Consider the following 16,393-nt stretch of genomic DNA (forward strand, 5'->3'; position numbering starts at 1 on the left):
AACCTCTCGTGACTATTTCGACTTGATGGTGCTGAACCGGGCGACCAGCCGGGCCAGCAGGTTGAGGACCAGGACCAGCAGGATGAGCGTCAGGGCCGCCGCCCAGACCCGGTCCGCGGCCGGCTGCAGGGCGAGCTCGGTGCGGTCCTGGTTGATCATCGTCGGCAGCGCGCCCATGAACCCGTCGAACGGGTTCAGGTTGATGTTCTTCGAGTAGCCGACCAGGATCAGCAGCGGCGCGGTCTCGCCCATCACGCGGGCCAGGCCGAGCATCACGCCGGTGACGATGCCGCCGAACGCGGTCGGCACGACCACCTTCAGGATCGTCTTCCACTTCGGTACGCCGAGCGCGTACGACGCCTCGCGCAACTCGTCCGGGACGAGCTTCAGCATCTCCTCGGTGGACCGCAGGACGACCGGCAGCATCAGCAGCACCAGCGACAGCGACACCGCGAAACCGACGCGGTTGAAGCCGAACACGGTGATCCAGACCGCGTAGACGAACAGCGCGGCGACGATCGACGGGACACCGGTGAGGATGTCGATCATGAAGCTGACGACCTTCGCGGCCCGGGTGCCCTTGCCGTACTCGACCAGGTAGACGGCGCCGAGGATCGCGATCGGGACCGCGATCACCGCGGTGATCAGGGCCATGATCAGCGTGCCCATGATCGCGTGGTACGCGCCGCCGCCCTCCCGGCGTACGGTGATGCCGCGCTGCGACTGGCTCCACCAGTCGGCGCTCAGCAACAGGTGGTAGCCCTTGCTGATCACGGTGATGAGGATCCACAGCAGCGGAACCATCGCGATCGCGAAGGCGAGCACGATCAGCACGGTGGCCAGCGTGTTCTTGAATGCGCGGGCGCCCGATTTCCCGGTCAGGTCCAGGACCTTCCCGTCGTAGGCGGGCCTGTTCTCGGCGATCGCGGTCATGCGGACGCTCCTTCGGCCGCTCCCGCGCGGCGGTTGCGGCGGGGACGCTTGGCGCCCGGGGCGCTGCGGTCGACGATGATCCGGGCCGCGGAGTTGACCAGGAACGTGACCACGAACAGGACCAGGCCGGCCGCGATGTACGCCCCGGTCTTCTCCGGCGAGTCGAACTCGGCGGCGTTGTTGGCGATCTTCGACGCGAACGTCTCGCCGCCGGCGAAGATCGACGAGTTCCACGGGTCGTTGCCGTTGGGCACCGACAAGATGATCAGGACCGCGACGGTTTCACCGAGCGCCCGCCCGAGACCGAGCATCGAGGCGCTGACCACACCGGAGCGCCCGTACGGCAGGACCGACAGCCGGATCATCTCCCAGCGCGTCGCGCCGAGCGCCAGCGCGCCCTCGCGGTGCGAGATCGGCGTCTGCGCGAAGATCTCCCGGCTGATCGCGGTGACCACCGGCAGGATCATGATCGCCAGCACGACGGACGCGGTGAAGACCACGCCGACGTTGTCGCCCGGCGGCTTGTCGAACAGCGGGATCCAGCCGAGCGCCGTCGAGAGGCCGTCGATCACCGGCCGCAGGATCGGGGCGAAGAACAGGATGCCCCACAGGCCGTAGACGATCGACGGTACGGCGGCCAGCAGGTCGACCGCGTGCGCCACCGGGGCGGCCAGCCGCTTCGGGGCGTAGTAGGTGACGAACAGCGCGACGCCGATCGCGATCGGGACCGCGATGATCATCGCGATGATAGAGCTGACCACGGTGGTGTAGAAGAGCGCGGCGATGCCGAACCGCGGGTCGTCGCCGCCCGGCTCCCAGATCCGCGAGAACAGGAAGTTGCTCTTGTCATCGGCCAGCGCCGGAATCGCCAGCGCCAGCAGGAAGATGCCGACGAACGCGACGATCAGGACCACCAGGCCGCCGGACCCGCGGGCGAGCCCGCCGAACAGCCGGTCGCCGAGGTGCCCGACCGCACCGAGTTCGAGTTTGCCGTCAGGGTCCGGGGCGGTCGCCGCCCCGGCGCGCTCGACGCCGGACTCGGTCATCACCTCGGCGGGCTCCTGCGCCGCCTCGTGGTCGGCGTGTTCGGACGCCAGACCGCCGAACTGCGGGGCCGGGCCGGCGTCCTCCTGGACCAGATCCTCGATCCGGGGTGCTTCTTGATCGGCCGTGCCGTCCGGCCGGTCGGGCGGTGCCGTGCCGTCTGGACTACTCATCGTTGGTGCTCCAAGCGCCTGAGTCGTGATGTGTCACGTCTGGTTCGAAACGAGGCCTGCATGGGTACGAGCCCCGGCCGTCCTCCGATGACTCGGACCGGCCGGGGCTCGCATCAGGACCGCTCCGCGATCAGCTGATCGCCTGGATCGCGGCGTCGACCTTGGTCTGGATCTCGGCCGGCAGCGGCGCGTAGTTCAGCTCGGTCAGCGACGACTGGCCGTCCTTGCTGACGAAGTAGCTCAGGAAGCTCTTCACCAGCGCGGTCTTCTCGGCCGGGAGACCCTTGGTGCAGGCGATCTCGTAGGTGACCAGGATGATCGGGTACGCACCCGGGGCCTTGGTCGCGTAGTCCAGCTTCAGGGCCAGGTCCGACCCGGTGCCGGCCGGCTTCGCGGCGGCCAGCGCCTTGCCGGCGGACTCGGCGGAGAGCTCCACCGGGGTGCCGGAACCGTTGTCGATCGAGGCGACGCCCAGCTTGTTGTCGACCGCGTACGACCACTCGACGTAGGTGATCGAGTTCTTCGTGCTCTTCACGCCCTCGGCGACACCGGCCGACTTCTCCTTGCCGGCGCCGGTGCCGGTCCACTTCTTGGCGGGCTCACCGGTCCAGGCGCCGCCACCGGCCGCCTTCAGGTACTTGGTGAAGTTCTCCGTGGTGCCGGACTCGTCGGAGCGGAAGAACACCGAGATCGGTGCCGACGGCAACGAGACGCCCGCGTTCAGCTTGGCGATCGCCGGGTCGTTCCAGGTCTTGATCGAGCCCTGGAAGATCTTCGCGGCGGTCGGGCCGTCGAGGACCAGCTTGGACAGGCCGTCGACGTTGTAGGCGATCGCGATCGGGCCGATCACCATCGGCAGGTTCACCGCCGGGCTGCCCTGGCACCGCTTCGCGGCCTGCGCGGCCTCCGACTCGGCGCCGTCCTTGCCCTCGGTCTTGAGGGCCGAGTCCGAACCCGCGAAGTCGACCTGGCTCGCGTTGAACTGCTTGATACCCGCGCCGGAACCGGTCGGGTTGTAGTTCACCGTGACGTCGGCGCACTTCTCGTTGTACTTGCTGATGACTTCCTCGATGGCGTTCTTCTGCGCCGAGGAGCCCTCAGCGTTCAGCGTGCCCTTCGGGCATTCGGCACCGGCCGAGGACGACGCGGAATCGGGGGTCGACGAACCCGACGGCTCGGGGTCGCTGCCACAGGCGCTCAGTGCGAGGACGCCGAGGGACGCCACGGCGACGGAGCCGACGCGGAACAGGCGATTGACGGACACGAGAGTGTTGCCCTTCTGCGGGAATCAGACTTCTGAACTTCCACAGACGGTAGGGAGACCAGGTGACCGACCGGTCCGTCGCTGGTGAACGAGCGGTGAACGGTTCCGGTAGCGTGTGCGACAGTTGGCGTGCCGCCAGGCGGCCATCAGGTGAACTGAGTTAAGAGCCGTCACTCTCCGTGGAGATCAACGGCGTACGGCTCACATTCCGGTAACTCTCAGCGCACCGTGAAGGTGAACGATCGACTGCCCGTGGTCCGGACTGTCAGCTGGAGAAGTCCTCCGGCGCGACGCCGTCGAGGAACTGGCGGAAACGCTCCAGCTCGGCCTGCTCCTCCTCGGGAGTGGCGACGCCGGCCTCGCGCAGCACCTCCTCGGTGCAGCGGATCGGGGTCCCCAGCCGGACCGCGAGCGCCACCGAGTCACTCGGGCGGGCCGAGACCCGGGCGCCGTTGGCGAGCACGAGCTCGGCGTAGAACACGGCATCGCGCAGCTCGACGATCTCGACCGCGTCGATCTGGACGCCGAAGGCCTCGATCAGGTCGCGCATCAGGTCGTGGGTGAGCGGACGCGACGGACGCAGGCCCTGCTCCTCGTACGCGATCGCGGTCGCTTCGACCGAGCCGATCGAGATCGGCAGGTAGCGGTAGCCCTCGGTCTCACGCAGCATCATCACCGGGGCCCGGTTGGGCGATTCCATCCGGATCCCGATCAGTGTCAGTTCTCGCATCATCGTCATGGTGCGCCCCGAACCTCTCCTCAGACCGGCGCCCGGTGGGGATCCGGTTCCTCGGGTAGGAACATACCCGTCACCTCCAGTGTCACCCGATCGCCCCTTCGGCTGTGCCTGGATCGTCACCGAGCCGTGTCGCGCCCTACTCCTACGGCGCGCTGAAGCGTTCGTGGATCACAGTGCCGTCCGCCAGCCGGTGCGCGGCCAGGAACGCACCGGTGGAGAACTTGCCCACTTTCAGGCCCAGTTCCCGCGCGAGTGCGGGCAAAACCGGCCGGTGCGAGCAGATGGCCGTCACCTTGCCCGGTTTCCACACCCGCTCGGACAGACCGCGCATCCCGTCCGGGTCGGTGTTGTACCCGCGCTCGGAGATCTGCGGCCACAGGTGGATGTGCCGGTCGATGAGAGCGCCGTACGGCGTGACCGTCGCGACGCACCGCTCCGCGTCGCTGCTGATGATCCGGTTCACGCCGAGCGCTGCCAGTACGCCGGTCAGCCGCTGCGCAACCGCCGTACCTGAGGTGGAGAGTGGGCGGAGCGAGTCCTTGTAGTCCCAGTCCTTCCGCTTCAGCGCCTCCGCGTGCCGCACCACGATCACCGTGGCAACGACGGGCACCACCCGGTCCAGCACGTCCAGGATGTCCACGTCGCGCGGGTAGCTCAGCTTCGCGCGGGCCTTGTCCACGGGCAGCCAGCTGATCTGGTCCACCTCGTCGTTCGGCTCGAAGTCACTGTCACTGACCGGCTCGGCGGACCAGTAGTGCACGAGCTTCTGCGCGGTCCCGCCGTTCTTGCGGATCTGGTACCGCTGGACGCCGAGCGGAGGGCCCAGGACGACCTGCAGCCCGGTCTCCTCCTCGATCTCCCGCCGCGCACCGAGCAGTACGTGCTCATGGGCGTTCAGCTTGCCTTTGGGGAGGGACCAGTCGTCGTACCGGGGACGGTGCACCAGCAGCACCTGCCGGGTGCCGCGGCGCTCCCGCCACACGACACCACCCGCGGCGATAACCGTCGCCGGGTTGCTCATGTCTTCACTCTAGGACGCGACTAACTGATTCCGTCGGAGGTCCGGCGCCGGCCACGGGTCGCGATCAGCCGCTCCTGCAGGTCCCGCAGCGGCTCACCGTCCGGCCCGCTCAGCCGGGGCTGCCAGGTGTCGTCGGCCTGTAGCCACCAGGAGCCGGTGCCGTCGTCCAGGGCCTGGTCGAACAGGTCGCCCAGCTCGGTCACGTGATCCTGCTGCTTCAGCTGTACGAGCACCTCGACGCGGCGGTCCAGGTTGCGGTGCATCAGGTCGGCCGAGCCTATCCAGACCTCCGGCTCGCCGCCGTTCTCGAACAGGAACACGCGGCTGTGCTCGAGGAAGCGGCCCAGGATGCTGCGGACCTGGATGTTCTCCGACAGGCCCGGTACGCCGGGACGCAGCGTGCAGATGCCCCGGATCCACAGGTCCACCGGCACACCCGCCTGCGACGCCCGGTACAGCGCGTCGCACAGGGCCTCGTCGACCAGGCTGTTCACCTTGATCCGGATCCGCGCCGGGCGCCCGGCCAGGTGGTGCTGCACCTCGCGGTCGATCCGCTCGACCAGCCCCCGGCGTACCGACTGGGGAGCGACCAGGATCCGCCGGTAGCCGGCGCTGCGGCCGAAGCCGGACAGGTGGTTGAAGAGCAGCGCGACGTCCTCGGTGACCACCTTGTCGCTGGTCAGCAGGCCCAGGTCCTCGTAGAGCCTGGCCGTCTTCGGGTGGTAGTTGCCGGTGCCGATGTGCGCGTAGCGGCGCAGGCCGTCCGGCTCGTCACGGACGACCATCGACAGCTTGCAGTGCGTCTTCAGGCCGATCACGCCGTACACCACATGGCAGCCCGCGTGCTCCAGCTGACGGGCCCACTTGATGTTCGCCTGCTCGTCGAAACGCGCCTGGATCTCCACCAGGACCAGCACCTGCTTGCCGGCCTCGGCGGCGTCGATGAGCGCGTCGACGATCGGGGAGTCACCACTGGTCCGGTACAGCGTCTGCTTGATGGCCAGCACGTGCGGGTCCGCGGCGGCCTGCTCGATGAAGCGCTGCACCGACGTGGAGAACGAGTCGTACGGGTGGTGGACGAGCACGTCGCGCTGCTTGAGCGCGTGGAACATGTCCGCCGGGTTGGAGGTCTCCACCTCGGCCAGGTGCGGATGCGTCGACGGCACGAACGCCGGGTACTTCAGCTCGGCCCGGTCCAGGCCGGCGATCGTGAACAGGCCCCGCAGGTCCAGCGGGCCCGGGAGCTCGAACACCTCCGCCTCGGTGACGCCCAGCTCGGTCAGCAGCAGCGCCTTCACCTGCGGGTCGATCGACTCCTCGACCTCGAGCCGGACCGGCGGGCCGAACCGGCGGCGCAGCAGCTCCTTCTCGAGCGCGGCCAGCAGATTCTCCGCGTCGTCCTCCTCGACCTCGAGGTCCTCGTTGCGGGTCACCCGGAAGGTGTGGTGCTGGATCACCTCCATGCCCGGGAACAGCTGGCCGAGGTGGGTGGCGATCACGTCCTCGAGCGGCACGAAGCGGCCCTCGGCGACATTCACGAACCGCGGCAGCAGCGGCGGCACCTTCACCCGGGCGAAATGCTCGCCGCCGGTGTCGGGGTTCCGGACCACGACGGCGAGATTCAGGCTCAGGCCGGAGATGTACGGGAACGGGTGCGACGGGTCGACCGCCAGCGGGGTCAGCACCGGGAACACGCGCTCCCGGAAGAACCGGGTCATGTCCTCGCGCTCGTCCTGCTCCAGCTCGTCCCAGCGCAGGATGTCGATGCCCTGCTCGGTCAGCGCCGGCTGCACCGACTTCCGCCAGGTCTCCGCGTGCCGGTCCATCAGCTCCCGGCTGCGCGCCAGGCTGCGGTCGAGGACCTCGCGGGGGAGCAGGCCGCTGGCCGCCTTCACCGCGACCCCGGCCGCGATGCGGCGCTTCAGACCCGCCACCCGGACCATGTAGAACTCGTCCAGGTTGCTGGCGAAGATGGCGAGGAACTTGGCCCGCTCGAGCAGCGGGATCCGGTCGTTCTCGGCGAGCTCCAGGACCCGCTGGTTGAACGCCAGCCAGCTCAGCTCCCGGTCGGAGAACCGGTCCACGGGGAGATCCCCGGCCGCACTGATATCGTACGGCGGCTCGACGTCGTACTCCCGGTTGTGGGATGCCAGCAAATCTCCTGCCACGCTGACCAGGATCCCACCCTTTGGTGAACAACGGGTAGCGGTCAGCGCGTTAGTTGCTAGCGTCACACCTTGTGAACCTACGACCGGATTCCGTAGTGCGTGACACGGTGACCGCCATTCAAGCGAACGCTCTGGCCCCGCTTTACGCGCTGCCCGCCGCCGTACGCCGACGGCTGGCCGGGGCACCGATCCAGATCGACGGGAACACCCTGGACCCGGACCTGCAGCTGCTCGTCCGGGTCGACAACTTGTTGCCACATACAACCAAGACCGACGCCGCGGCCGCGCGCGTCCGGTTCAAGAACCTGTTGAAGCTGATCCCCGGCACGCCCGTGGATGTACAGCGCGTCACCGAGCTGACCGTGCGTGGAGCCGACGGGCAGCTCGGGGCCCGGCTGTACGTGCCGTTGGCCGGGGACTCCCGCGGTCTGTTGGTGTTCTTCCACGGCGGCGGCTGGGTGGTCGGCGACCTCGACACGCACGACGCGCTCTGCCGGGCGATCGCCGCCGACGCCGGGATCCGCGTCCTGTCCGTCGACTACCGCCGCGCCCCCGAGGCGCCCGCCCCGACCGCCGCCGAGGACGCCATCGCCGCGTTCACCTGGGCCGTCGACCACGCCGAGGACCTCAACGTCGACCCCGCGCTGATCGCCGTCGGAGGCGACAGCGCCGGCGGCAACCTGGCCGCCGTCGTCGCCCAGCAGACCGTCCGCCGCGGCCTCCCGCAGCCGGCCCTCCAGGTCCTGCTGTACCCGGCACTCGACCTCGTCGCCCGCCGCCCCAGCCGGGACCTCTTCGCCGAGGGCTTCATCCTCACCGAGGACGACATCATCTGGTACCGCGACCTCTACACCCCCGACCCCACCGTCCGTCCCGACCCGATCGTCTCCCCCCTCCGCGCCGAAGACCTCACCGGCCTCCCACCCACCTACCTCACCACCGCCGGCTTCGACCCCCTCCGCGACGAAGGCATCGAATACGCCAAGGCCCTCGCATCAGCCGGCAACACCCTCACCCACGCCCACCACCCCACCCTGGCCCACGGCTACGCCAGCCTCCTCACAGTCCCCGGCACCACCCGCGAAGCCCACACCCACCTCACCAACCACCTCCGCGCCGCCCTCCAGTAGCCCTGTGGATAACTTCCGCGAGATCACGGCGCGCGTCGATATCGTGGCGAGCAGTAGACGACGAGCTGTGAAGGGGCCGGAATGGCTTTCGACATTGCGCGATTCAACTCCGAGTTCGCGCAGGCGCGCCACGAGCAGAAGACCGATCCGACCTTTGACCTAGCGGCGGCCCAGCGAAAGCTGCGTGCACTGATCGCAGACGAGCCGGACGGCGAAGACCGCACCTTCGCCCTCGGAATGATCGAGGACCTCGCCGAGCCACCGCCCCCGCCCCGGGAGTACGGCCCGCTCTACCACGAGGCGGGCGCGATCCATGCGGAGGCGTTCGCGTTCAAAGGCTCAGACGAGGAGTGGGCAGACGTCCTGGCGGAGGCTCGACACAAGATCTGGGCAATCGCCGACCGTGCCCCCCACGACGAGGAAGCCGACATCCGGGCCATGACGAGGGCCCTCGAGCACATCGAGACAATGCTGCGGCAGGACTGGCCGAAGGACTGACGATGAGCCTCGACCAACGCGTCCCACCGGATTCGTTCGTCTACGGCGAGGTAGTACGCCTGTACCGGATCGCACAGTCGCTGCGGCCGACGGCGATCGACCGCTGGACCGGCGAGTTGTACGCGACGCGGGCGGACACTTGGGGTGGCCTCCACCCGAAGACTGGTGTTTTCAAGCTGTCCGCCGACCGGGTATTGCCGTACCTGACCGGAGCGGTATCCCCGACCGAGAGGCGCCGACAGGCGCAGGCGCTGGCAACCGTGTTGCACGAGGCCACCCACGGCGCGATGCTGCTCGACGCACCGACCGAGCCGAACGCGGTCCGGACAATGCACTCGTACGGCCTGACCGAAGGGTTCGCAGAGGTTCGTGCTTTCGCGGACTTCGAGCTATTCGTGAGACGTGCCGGGTACGGCGGGTTGACGCTCGGCGATCCGCAGTACCCCGGAGCATATGCCGCAGCCCGCGACCTGATGGCTCACATCACCGGGCCGTCCTGCCCACAGAACACCTTGATCGACAAGGTCTGCCAGGGACCCGGCGTCATGCACTTCGACCAGTTTGCTCACGCCGTCGTTGCCAACCAATTGAATGAACTGACGCACCGTGACCGACCAACCCAACAGGCCGTCCGGGCTCAGCTCATAGAGCCGATGCTGCACAACTACTGGCCGACGCTTCCGGGTGCGTCCGCGGCAACGGGCCAGATGGTCGCCCGCGAGATCCGCTCCGACCTGGACGCAAAGGTCGACGAACTCCGTCGCCACTACCGCCTGACAGTCCCGCGCCAGGTAGGCGGGCCGTCTCCCGCTTCTGAGCGCCGGCCGGCATCATCCGCCGCCCGCCAAGACACCCTCGACGGCCTCCGCTTCCTGGCCTCCCAGCCCTCACCCACCGGTGCCATCACCCACCGCCCCCAACTCGGCCAAGGCACCCGCCACGCCACCCCGACAGTCAACCCCCACACTCGCCCAAGCCACACGCCGCTCCGAGACTGACCCGTCAACCGCACCACCCGAACCGCGTGAGAGTCAGCGCCCAGGGTCCACGAGGACCGGCACGGCCTCGCGGACAAGGAGCGGGGTGGCGGGCCCGGTCGCGGAGACGGTGCCGGCGACGTACTGCCAACCTGTGTTGGCGACGTTGAAGCGGGCGGCGTAGTTGGTCGTCACGGTGAGGGCGACCGCCCCTCGCCTCATGTACTTGTGCGTGATCTCTTTCGAGGGGTAGGGGTTGCCCGGACTGCTCGTGGTCAGGGCGGGGCTTCCGTCCCCGAAATGCCAGGTGTAACTGATCGGCGTTGCCTGGACTGTTACCGAGAAGCCGAGCAACGTCACGGTCGACGTCGACACCTCGCTCTCGTCGGTGTAGACGATGGTGTCGAGATTTACCAAGGTCCGTCCGTCGGGCTGCACCTTTACCGAGAGGCCGGGAAAAACCAGGCTCTTCGTCTCGGATCGAACCTCCTCCCAGGTGACGTCTTCCGGTCGCGGTCGCACGATCCGGCGAACTGTGGCCCGCTTGATGGGGTTCTCGATCTCGGGCTTATCCGGGGGACAGATGTTCGGGGCGTCGACCTTTCCCTGCATCTGCGTCGGTTTACAGCCGGCGTCGTGAATCCGCAGGTCCTGCTTCGCATCCGACGTATTGACTCGTTCTTCTCTAGGAGGCGTTCCGGGCGCAGGCTTTTTGGGATTCTTTCGCTGAGTGCGAGCAGGCGGAGGGTCGCCCAGGCGAGAATTCTGCTCGCGCTGCGTGCCCCTGAGCCGGAGCGTCTCCCGGTCTGTGGTGGCCGCCGTAGTGGGAATCGGCTTGCGGGGGTGCGGCGATGGGCTGGCTGCCACTCCCGAACGTGGGGCAATTGCCGCGGCGTGCACCGTACCGGCCGTCAACAGCGCCGGTCCGGCGACCACGGCAACGAGGAGTTTCGCCCCGAGACTCATGATCGGCGCTCCTCCAGCTTTATCTCGAACATGATCCAATTGCCCTTGCTCGGCGACAGAGCGACTTGTTCCGTGTAACTCGTGGCCTTGCTTGTGACTGGTGCGGCGGACGCTGAGCCCTTCGTCGTGTACGACCCGATCGTGACCGCCGCGGATCCACGGAGATGGCCGCTGCTGCCTCGAACCAGTCCGCTGACCTCGGACACGCGTTCGAAGTAGTCCCCGCTGAGACCGCCGTTGGCGGCGTTCACCTTCGCGGCGAAGTCGGCGTATTGCTTGCAGCCCTCGCAACCGGCCTCGCTGGCGGCCAGGAGCGGGCCGCCGTCGCCGGTTTGGGAGGCGTAGTTCATCAAGTCCACGTAATGGCGGACGAACGCTTCGGCCGCGGCAAGCGAAAGACCGTCGGCGTCCGCCGGTCGGGTCGGCGGACCAGTTGGCGTCGGTGTCGCTGCTGTTGATTCGCTGGGGAGTGGGTTGCCGGATGGCGACGCGGTCGGCGGGGCCGTGTTAGGTCTGCCGGCCTCTGGGCTTTCCTGGGTGCAGGCGGTGAGAAGTGTGGCGGTGGCTAGGCAGGCCAGGAGTGCGGTTGGTGGCCTGTTGCGGTGTGTCACGGGTGTCTGCCCTCCGTAGTCGTCACGATCGTAACGGGCGGTGGGCGGAGGGCTCTATGGCAAAAGGTGCAGGCTGTGGACAACTGGGTTTGGGGCCAGGAGCCGCCCGGCTGGGGGGTAAGAGGCTCGGACGGCTCCTGGTTGCTGGTGGGACGGGGGTGGGCTGGGTTTATGACGCGGAAAGCTCTTGTGATGTCGTTCACAAGGAACGCGGGGCGTACTGGACGTCCAGGGCGGCGGTGGTGAAGCCGAGGGAGTTGTAGAGGGCTCTTGCCGCGGTGTTGGTGCCGTCTACGTAGAGGACGATCTCGTCGAGGTTGCGGGTCGACTGGAGGTAGTGGAGGCCCTGGAGGGTCAGCGCTTTGCCCAGGCCCAGGCCCTGGTGGGTGGGGGAGACACCCACTACATAGACCTCGCCTACTCCCTCCTCGACCTTGGTCCAGTGGAAGCCGGCTACGTCGCCTGCTGCGTCGACGGCGAGGAAGAAGCCGTTCGGGTCGAACCATGGCTGGTGGAGGCGCTCGGTCAGGTCGGCTTCGGTCCAGCTGCCCTGTTCGGGGTGGTCGGCGAAGGCTGCCGCGTTGACTCGCAGCCAGGCGGCGTCGTCCTGTCCGGGAACGAACGTCCGTACGTCGATGCCGTCGGGCCAGACGGCTTCCGGGAGGTCGGCCCTAGTACGGCGGAGGAAGTACAGCTCCCGCGCTACCTCGAGGTCGAGGCGGTGGGCCAGCTCGTCGGCGCCGGGCAGCCGGCCGTGGGCCCAGACGCGGGTACGGCTGCCGCCGTGGTCGAGCAGCATACGCAGGAGCGCGGCGCCGAAGCCTTGCCGGCGGAAAGGTGGGGCGACGAAGAGTTCGGCCGAGCCGTCGGGGGACAAGGCGCCGTATCCCACAAGGTTGCGGGCGCTCTGCAGGCCGGTGACCTCGATGGTGCCCGGATCGCCTTCGTAGGCGAGGACGTGGACGTCGTCGGGGTGTTCGCCGTCGAGGTGCAGCAGGGTGCGTTCGGAGAGCGGATTGACGCCGTCGCTGTGTGCTGCGGCGCGAGCGAGTTCCGTGACGGCGGCGGCGGTGGCCGAGGGCAACGGTGAGGGCACGGCTTCGAGAGTCACCTGAATACCGTAAAAGGTCCGGTTCAGTTCATGCCCAGGTCCTGGCGAGGGCGCGTCGTCACCGGTAGCTTTCCCGGCACCGCGGAGGATTTCGCGGCCGCAAACAGCGGTGACCGAGACGACGACGGAGAAGAAATGGCCATCACAGGACGAGGCAGGGCGCGGTGGGGGCGGGCAGTGGGGCTGCTCGCCGCTGGGACGGCCGCGGCGCTCACCCTGGCTGCGGGGGGATCCGTGAGCCAGGCAGGAGCCGCGACGCAGGACGCTGCGGCGCAGGAGAACGCACAGGCGCAGGCCAAGCCGAAGCCGACGCACAGTCAGATCCAGTTGCTCGCGATCAACGACTTCCACGGCAACCTGGAGCCCCCGTCGGGCTCGAGCGGCAACATCAACGGCACCCCGGCCGGCGGCGCGGTGTACTTGGCGACGCACCTGAAGCAGCTCCGGGCGGCTGCCGCCGCGAAGGGGCAGGACTCGGTGACGGTCGCGGCCGGTGACCTGATCGGCGCGTCGCCGCTGTTGTCGGCGGCGTTCCACGACGAGCCGACGGTCGAAGCGCTGAACGGGATGGGACTCGCGGCTGCGTCGGTGGGCAACCACGAGTTCGACGAGGGCTGGCACGAGCTGCTCCGGATGCAGACCGGCGGCTGCCTGCCCGACGGCGACGGGCAGAACAACCAGAACTCCTGCCCCGACGCGGCGCACCCGTTCGAGGGCGCGAAGTACAAGTACCTGTCCGCGAACGTGTTCTTCGAGAACACCCGCAAGACCCTCTTCGCGCCGTACACGATCAAGACCTTCGAGGACGGCAAGAAGGTCGGCTTCATCGGTATGACGCTGGAGAACACGCCGAACATCGTGACCAAGTCCGGCGTCGAGGGGCTGACCTTCAAGGACGAGGTCGACACCGCGAACGCGCTGGTCCCGGAGCTGAAGAAGCAGGGCGTGGAGTCGATCGTCGTGCTGCTGCACGAAGGCGGCTTCCCAGCGGACCTGAAGGCGTACGACAGCTGCCCCGGGATCTCCGGCCCGATCGTCGACATCAACGCCGGCCTGGACCCGGAGATCGACGCGATCATCTCCGGCCACACCCACCAGGGCTACAACTGCTCGCTGCCGGACAAGGACAAGAACCCGCGGCTCGTCACCAGCGCGTCGTCGTTCGGCCGGCTCGTCACCGAGGTCCGCCTGAGCATCGACAACGCGACCGGTGACGTCGACCGCCTGAACACCATGGCGAACAACCAGATCGTCACCCGGGACGTCGTGCCGGACACGAAGACCGCGAACCTGATCGCGAAGTACAAGACGCTGGTCGCCCCGATCGAGAACAAGGTGATCGGTCACCTCACCACCGAGTCGGTGGTGCGGACGAACGACGACTCGCTCGAGTCGCCGCTGGGCAACCTGATCGCCGACGCGCAGCTCGCCGACCCGAGCGTCGTGACCGGCGGGAAGACCCCGGTCGTGGCGTTCATGAACCCGGGCGGCATCCGCGCCGACCTGATCTCGACGAACGGTGAGGTCACCTTCGGGAAGGCGTTCACGGTCCAGCCGTTCAACAACTTCCTGGTGTCGATGGACATGACCGGGACACAGATCAAGGCTCTGCTGGAGCAGCAGTTCTCCGGGGTGAACGGTCCGGACGCGCCGAAGTTCAAGGTGCTCCAGGTCGCGGGCATCACCTACACCTGGAACCCGGCCGCCCCGGCGGGCTCGAAGGTGGTGGCCGATTCGATCAAGATCGGCGGGCAGCCGCTGGTCGACGCCACGACGTACCGCATCGTCACGAACAACTTCCTCTCCGACGGTGGCGACGGGTTCCCGGCCTTCACCACGGCGACGAACAAGTTCTTCGGTGGGCTGGACATCGACGCGTTCGCCAACTACTTGACCGCGCACGACCCGTACACGCCGGTCGCGACCGACCGCATCTCCGTCGGTTCCTGATCGCAGCCAGCGTCTGAAACGAGGGCCGGTACGTCGCGCCGACCGCGGCGTACCGGCTTTTCGTTCTCGTCAGAGTTGCTGGTACCTTGCGTACTCAAGCACTTACGGAAGGTGAGCGATGGCGCACGTTGCTCCGACCTCGCACCGGCGGGCCGCCAGGGCTTCGCATCGCGGGCATCGCAGCGCGGACGGGCCGGTGCAGATCACCAGCTGGCTCGGGTTGACGTTCGCGTTCGTGGTTGGCTGGCTTCTGACGCTACAGTCGCACGTCGGCGTTCACGCGGCCGGGGTCACGTTGCTGGTGATGCTGGTGCCGATCACGATCGGGGTGTTCGCGGCCGCGGTCCGGCAGGGCATCGGGTCCGGGAAGGCGGCGCTCGTCACGGCGGCCGCGCTCGCGTTCACCCTGCTGAGGTTCTTCCTCTGAGGTCCTTTCAGGACCTGGCCTCGGCGGGCTCGCGGGTGGTGGGGGCCGGCGGGACGACGAAGCGGTAGCCGACGTTCCGGACGGTGCCGATCAGCGCCTCGTGCTCGGGGCCGAGCTTGGCGCGCAGACGCCGTACGTGTACGTCGACGGTGCGCGTGCCGCCGAAGTAGTCGTAGCCCCAGACCTCTTGGAGCAGTTGTTCCCGCGTAAAGACCCGGCCTGGGTGCTGCGCGAGGAACTTGAACAGCTCGAACTCCTTGTACGTGAGGTCGAGCGCGCGGCCGTTGAGCTTCGCGGTGTACGACGCCTCGTCGATCACGACGTCGCCGCTGCGGATCAGCGTGGACTCGGGCTCGTCGTTGCGGGTCGCGGCGAGACGGCCGATGACGAGTCGCAGCCGGGCCTCGATCTCGGCGGGGCCGGCGGTGTCGAGCAGCACGTCGTCCGCGCCCCAGTCGGCGTTGACCGCGGTCAGGCCGCCCTCGGTGACGACGAGGATCAGTGGGACGTCGATACCGGTGGTGCGGATCAGCCGGGAGGCGCTGCGGACCGCGACCAGGTCGCGGCGGGCGTCGAGCAGCACGGCGTCGGCGTCCGGTGCGTCGACCAGCGCGGCGACCTCGGCGGGCAGGATGCGGATCTGGTGGGGGAGCAGGGCGAGCGACGGCAGTACCTCGGTGGAGGCCTGCAGGGCGTTCGTCAGCAGAAGCAACGTGCTCACGCCGTCTCCTTGTGCTGATCGTCGGATCCAGAACCAGCGATCCGGTCCTCGTGCACGTCAGGCCCCGACGGCGTCGTTGCCGGGGGCCTGAGACACACTGGGTCTAACAGCAAGCTGACATAATAGCCGAGACTTAACCGATTAGTGAGGCGCGGACCAGATGCCGGAAGTGACCATCAGGTACTTCGCTGCCGCGCGTTCGGCGGCCGGGGAGTCGACGGCGACCGCCGACGCGGGCTCGATCCGGGACCTGGTGACGACCGTGTCGACCGACCGTCCGGAGCTGGCGCGGGTGCTGTCGATCTGCACGTTCCTCCTCGACGGCGAGCGCGCCGACCCGAGCACGCCGCTCACCGACGGCGCCCTCGTCGACGCACTACCCCCCTTCGCCGGCGGCTGACCCCCGGCCGACCCCCGGCCGACCCCCGGCCGACCCCCGGCCGACCCGCGCCCGCCCGGCGCCTGACCCACGGCCGACCCGCGCCGACTGGCGGCAGACCCGACCGCGCCGGACCGCGATCGACTCGCGGTTGACCCGTCGCCGACGGGCGGCAGGCCGGCAGACCGACGGCTGACCCGGCGCCCGACCCGCGCCTGGCCGGCGGTTGACCCGCCGTCGGCTGGCGGCTGACCGGTAGGCCGGCGGCGGGCTGGTGAGGA

16 protein-coding genes are annotated in these 16,393 nt (G+C 68.4%); 6 read left to right on the forward strand and 10 right to left on the reverse strand.

From position 1 onward, the window contains the following. Positions 1 to 12 precede the first annotated feature (12 nt). The 6 genes from pstA to AB0L64_RS11255 all read right to left on the reverse strand — a co-directional run bounded on the left by pstA (position 13) and on the right by AB0L64_RS11255 (position 7,282). The gene (pstA, locus tag AB0L64_RS11230) at positions 13 to 933 is read right to left on the reverse strand and encodes a phosphate ABC transporter permease PstA (protein WP_363710030.1); all 921 of its coding nucleotides are present in this window, start codon (positions 931 to 933) and stop codon (positions 13 to 15) included. Beyond that, on the reverse strand, positions 930 to 2,150 hold the full coding sequence (pstC, locus tag AB0L64_RS11235) for a phosphate ABC transporter permease subunit PstC (RefSeq protein WP_363710031.1): 1,221 nt from the start codon (positions 2,148 to 2,150) through the stop codon (positions 930 to 932). The genes pstA and pstC overlap by 4 nt, the downstream gene beginning before the upstream one ends. 130 nt (positions 2,151 to 2,280) lie before the next feature. Continuing rightward, a complete protein-coding gene (gene pstS / locus AB0L64_RS11240) occupies positions 2,281 to 3,414 on the reverse strand; it encodes a phosphate ABC transporter substrate-binding protein PstS (RefSeq protein WP_363710032.1) in 1,134 nt (377 codons plus the stop codon). A gap of 265 nt (positions 3,415 to 3,679) precedes the next feature. Beyond that, positions 3,680 to 4,144 carry a bifunctional nuclease family protein gene (locus tag AB0L64_RS11245; protein ID WP_359934328.1) on the reverse strand — a complete coding sequence of 155 codons (465 nt, stop codon included), beginning with the start codon at positions 4,142 to 4,144 and terminating at the stop codon, positions 3,680 to 3,682. 151 nt (positions 4,145 to 4,295) lie between these two features. Further along, positions 4,296 to 5,174 (reverse strand): NUDIX domain-containing protein, encoded by an 879-nt coding sequence (locus AB0L64_RS11250; protein WP_363710033.1) that lies wholly within the window; start codon positions 5,172 to 5,174, stop codon positions 4,296 to 4,298. 20 nt (positions 5,175 to 5,194) lie between these two features. After that, complete coding sequence (locus tag AB0L64_RS11255; RefSeq protein WP_359934411.1) at positions 5,195 to 7,282, reverse strand: RNA degradosome polyphosphate kinase; 2,088 nt, start codon at positions 7,280 to 7,282, stop codon at positions 5,195 to 5,197. 167 nt (positions 7,283 to 7,449) lie between these two features. On the opposite strand from AB0L64_RS11255, the gene AB0L64_RS11260 reads away from it, so the two are divergent. The 3 genes from AB0L64_RS11260 to AB0L64_RS11270 all read left to right on the forward strand — a co-directional run bounded on the left by AB0L64_RS11260 (position 7,450) and on the right by AB0L64_RS11270 (position 9,968). After that, positions 7,450 to 8,472 (forward strand): alpha/beta hydrolase, encoded by a 1,023-nt coding sequence (locus AB0L64_RS11260; RefSeq protein ID WP_363710034.1) that lies wholly within the window; start codon positions 7,450 to 7,452, stop codon positions 8,470 to 8,472. Between the two features lie 81 nt (positions 8,473 to 8,553). Next, a complete protein-coding gene (locus AB0L64_RS11265; protein WP_363710035.1) occupies positions 8,554 to 8,970 on the forward strand; it encodes a hypothetical protein in 417 nt (138 codons plus the stop codon). Between the two features lie 2 nt (positions 8,971 to 8,972). After that, complete coding sequence (locus AB0L64_RS11270) at positions 8,973 to 9,968, forward strand: hypothetical protein (protein WP_363710036.1); 996 nt, start codon at positions 8,973 to 8,975, stop codon at positions 9,966 to 9,968. Positions 9,969 to 10,001: 33 nt separating this feature from the next. Here the strand turns inward: AB0L64_RS11270 and AB0L64_RS11275 are convergent, their stop codons facing one another. The 3 genes from AB0L64_RS11275 to mshD form a co-directional block, all read right to left on the reverse strand. After that, the gene (locus AB0L64_RS11275) at positions 10,002 to 10,913 is read right to left on the reverse strand and encodes a PKD domain-containing protein (protein ID WP_363710037.1); all 912 of its coding nucleotides are present in this window, start codon (positions 10,911 to 10,913) and stop codon (positions 10,002 to 10,004) included. Then, the gene (locus tag AB0L64_RS11280; RefSeq protein WP_363710038.1) at positions 10,910 to 11,524 is read right to left on the reverse strand and encodes a DUF6318 family protein; all 615 of its coding nucleotides are present in this window, start codon (positions 11,522 to 11,524) and stop codon (positions 10,910 to 10,912) included. The genes AB0L64_RS11275 and AB0L64_RS11280 overlap by 4 nt, the downstream gene beginning before the upstream one ends. Before the next feature lie 199 nt (positions 11,525 to 11,723). Beyond that, positions 11,724 to 12,635, reverse strand: coding sequence for a mycothiol synthase (mshD, locus tag AB0L64_RS11285; protein WP_363710039.1), 912 nt, complete (start codon positions 12,633 to 12,635; stop codon positions 11,724 to 11,726). Positions 12,636 to 12,869: 234 nt separating this feature from the next. On the opposite strand from mshD, the gene AB0L64_RS11290 reads away from it, so the two are divergent. After that, positions 12,870 to 14,585: a bifunctional metallophosphatase/5'-nucleotidase gene (locus tag AB0L64_RS11290; protein WP_363710040.1), complete on the forward strand. Its 1,716-nt coding sequence runs from the start codon at positions 12,870 to 12,872 to the stop codon at positions 14,583 to 14,585. Between the two features lie 118 nt (positions 14,586 to 14,703). After that, on the forward strand, positions 14,704 to 15,012 hold the full coding sequence (locus AB0L64_RS11295; RefSeq protein WP_363710041.1) for a hypothetical protein: 309 nt from the start codon (positions 14,704 to 14,706) through the stop codon (positions 15,010 to 15,012). A 7-nt stretch (positions 15,013 to 15,019) separates the two neighbouring features. Here AB0L64_RS11295 and AB0L64_RS11300 read toward each other — a convergent pair whose 3' ends face one another. Then, entirely contained in the window at positions 15,020 to 15,733 is a 714-nt protein-coding gene (locus AB0L64_RS11300) for a response regulator transcription factor (RefSeq protein ID WP_355695720.1), read from the reverse strand. A 160-nt stretch (positions 15,734 to 15,893) separates the two neighbouring features. Between AB0L64_RS11300 and AB0L64_RS11305 the strand changes: the two genes are divergently transcribed. Further along, entirely contained in the window at positions 15,894 to 16,133 is a 240-nt protein-coding gene (locus AB0L64_RS11305; RefSeq protein ID WP_355695721.1) for a MoaD/ThiS family protein, read from the forward strand. Positions 16,134 to 16,393 lie beyond the last annotated feature (260 nt).

Source organism: Kribbella sp. NPDC051936, from assembly GCF_040680955.1.
In the GTDB taxonomy this organism is placed as follows: Bacteria; Actinomycetota; Actinomycetes; order Propionibacteriales; family Kribbellaceae; genus Kribbella.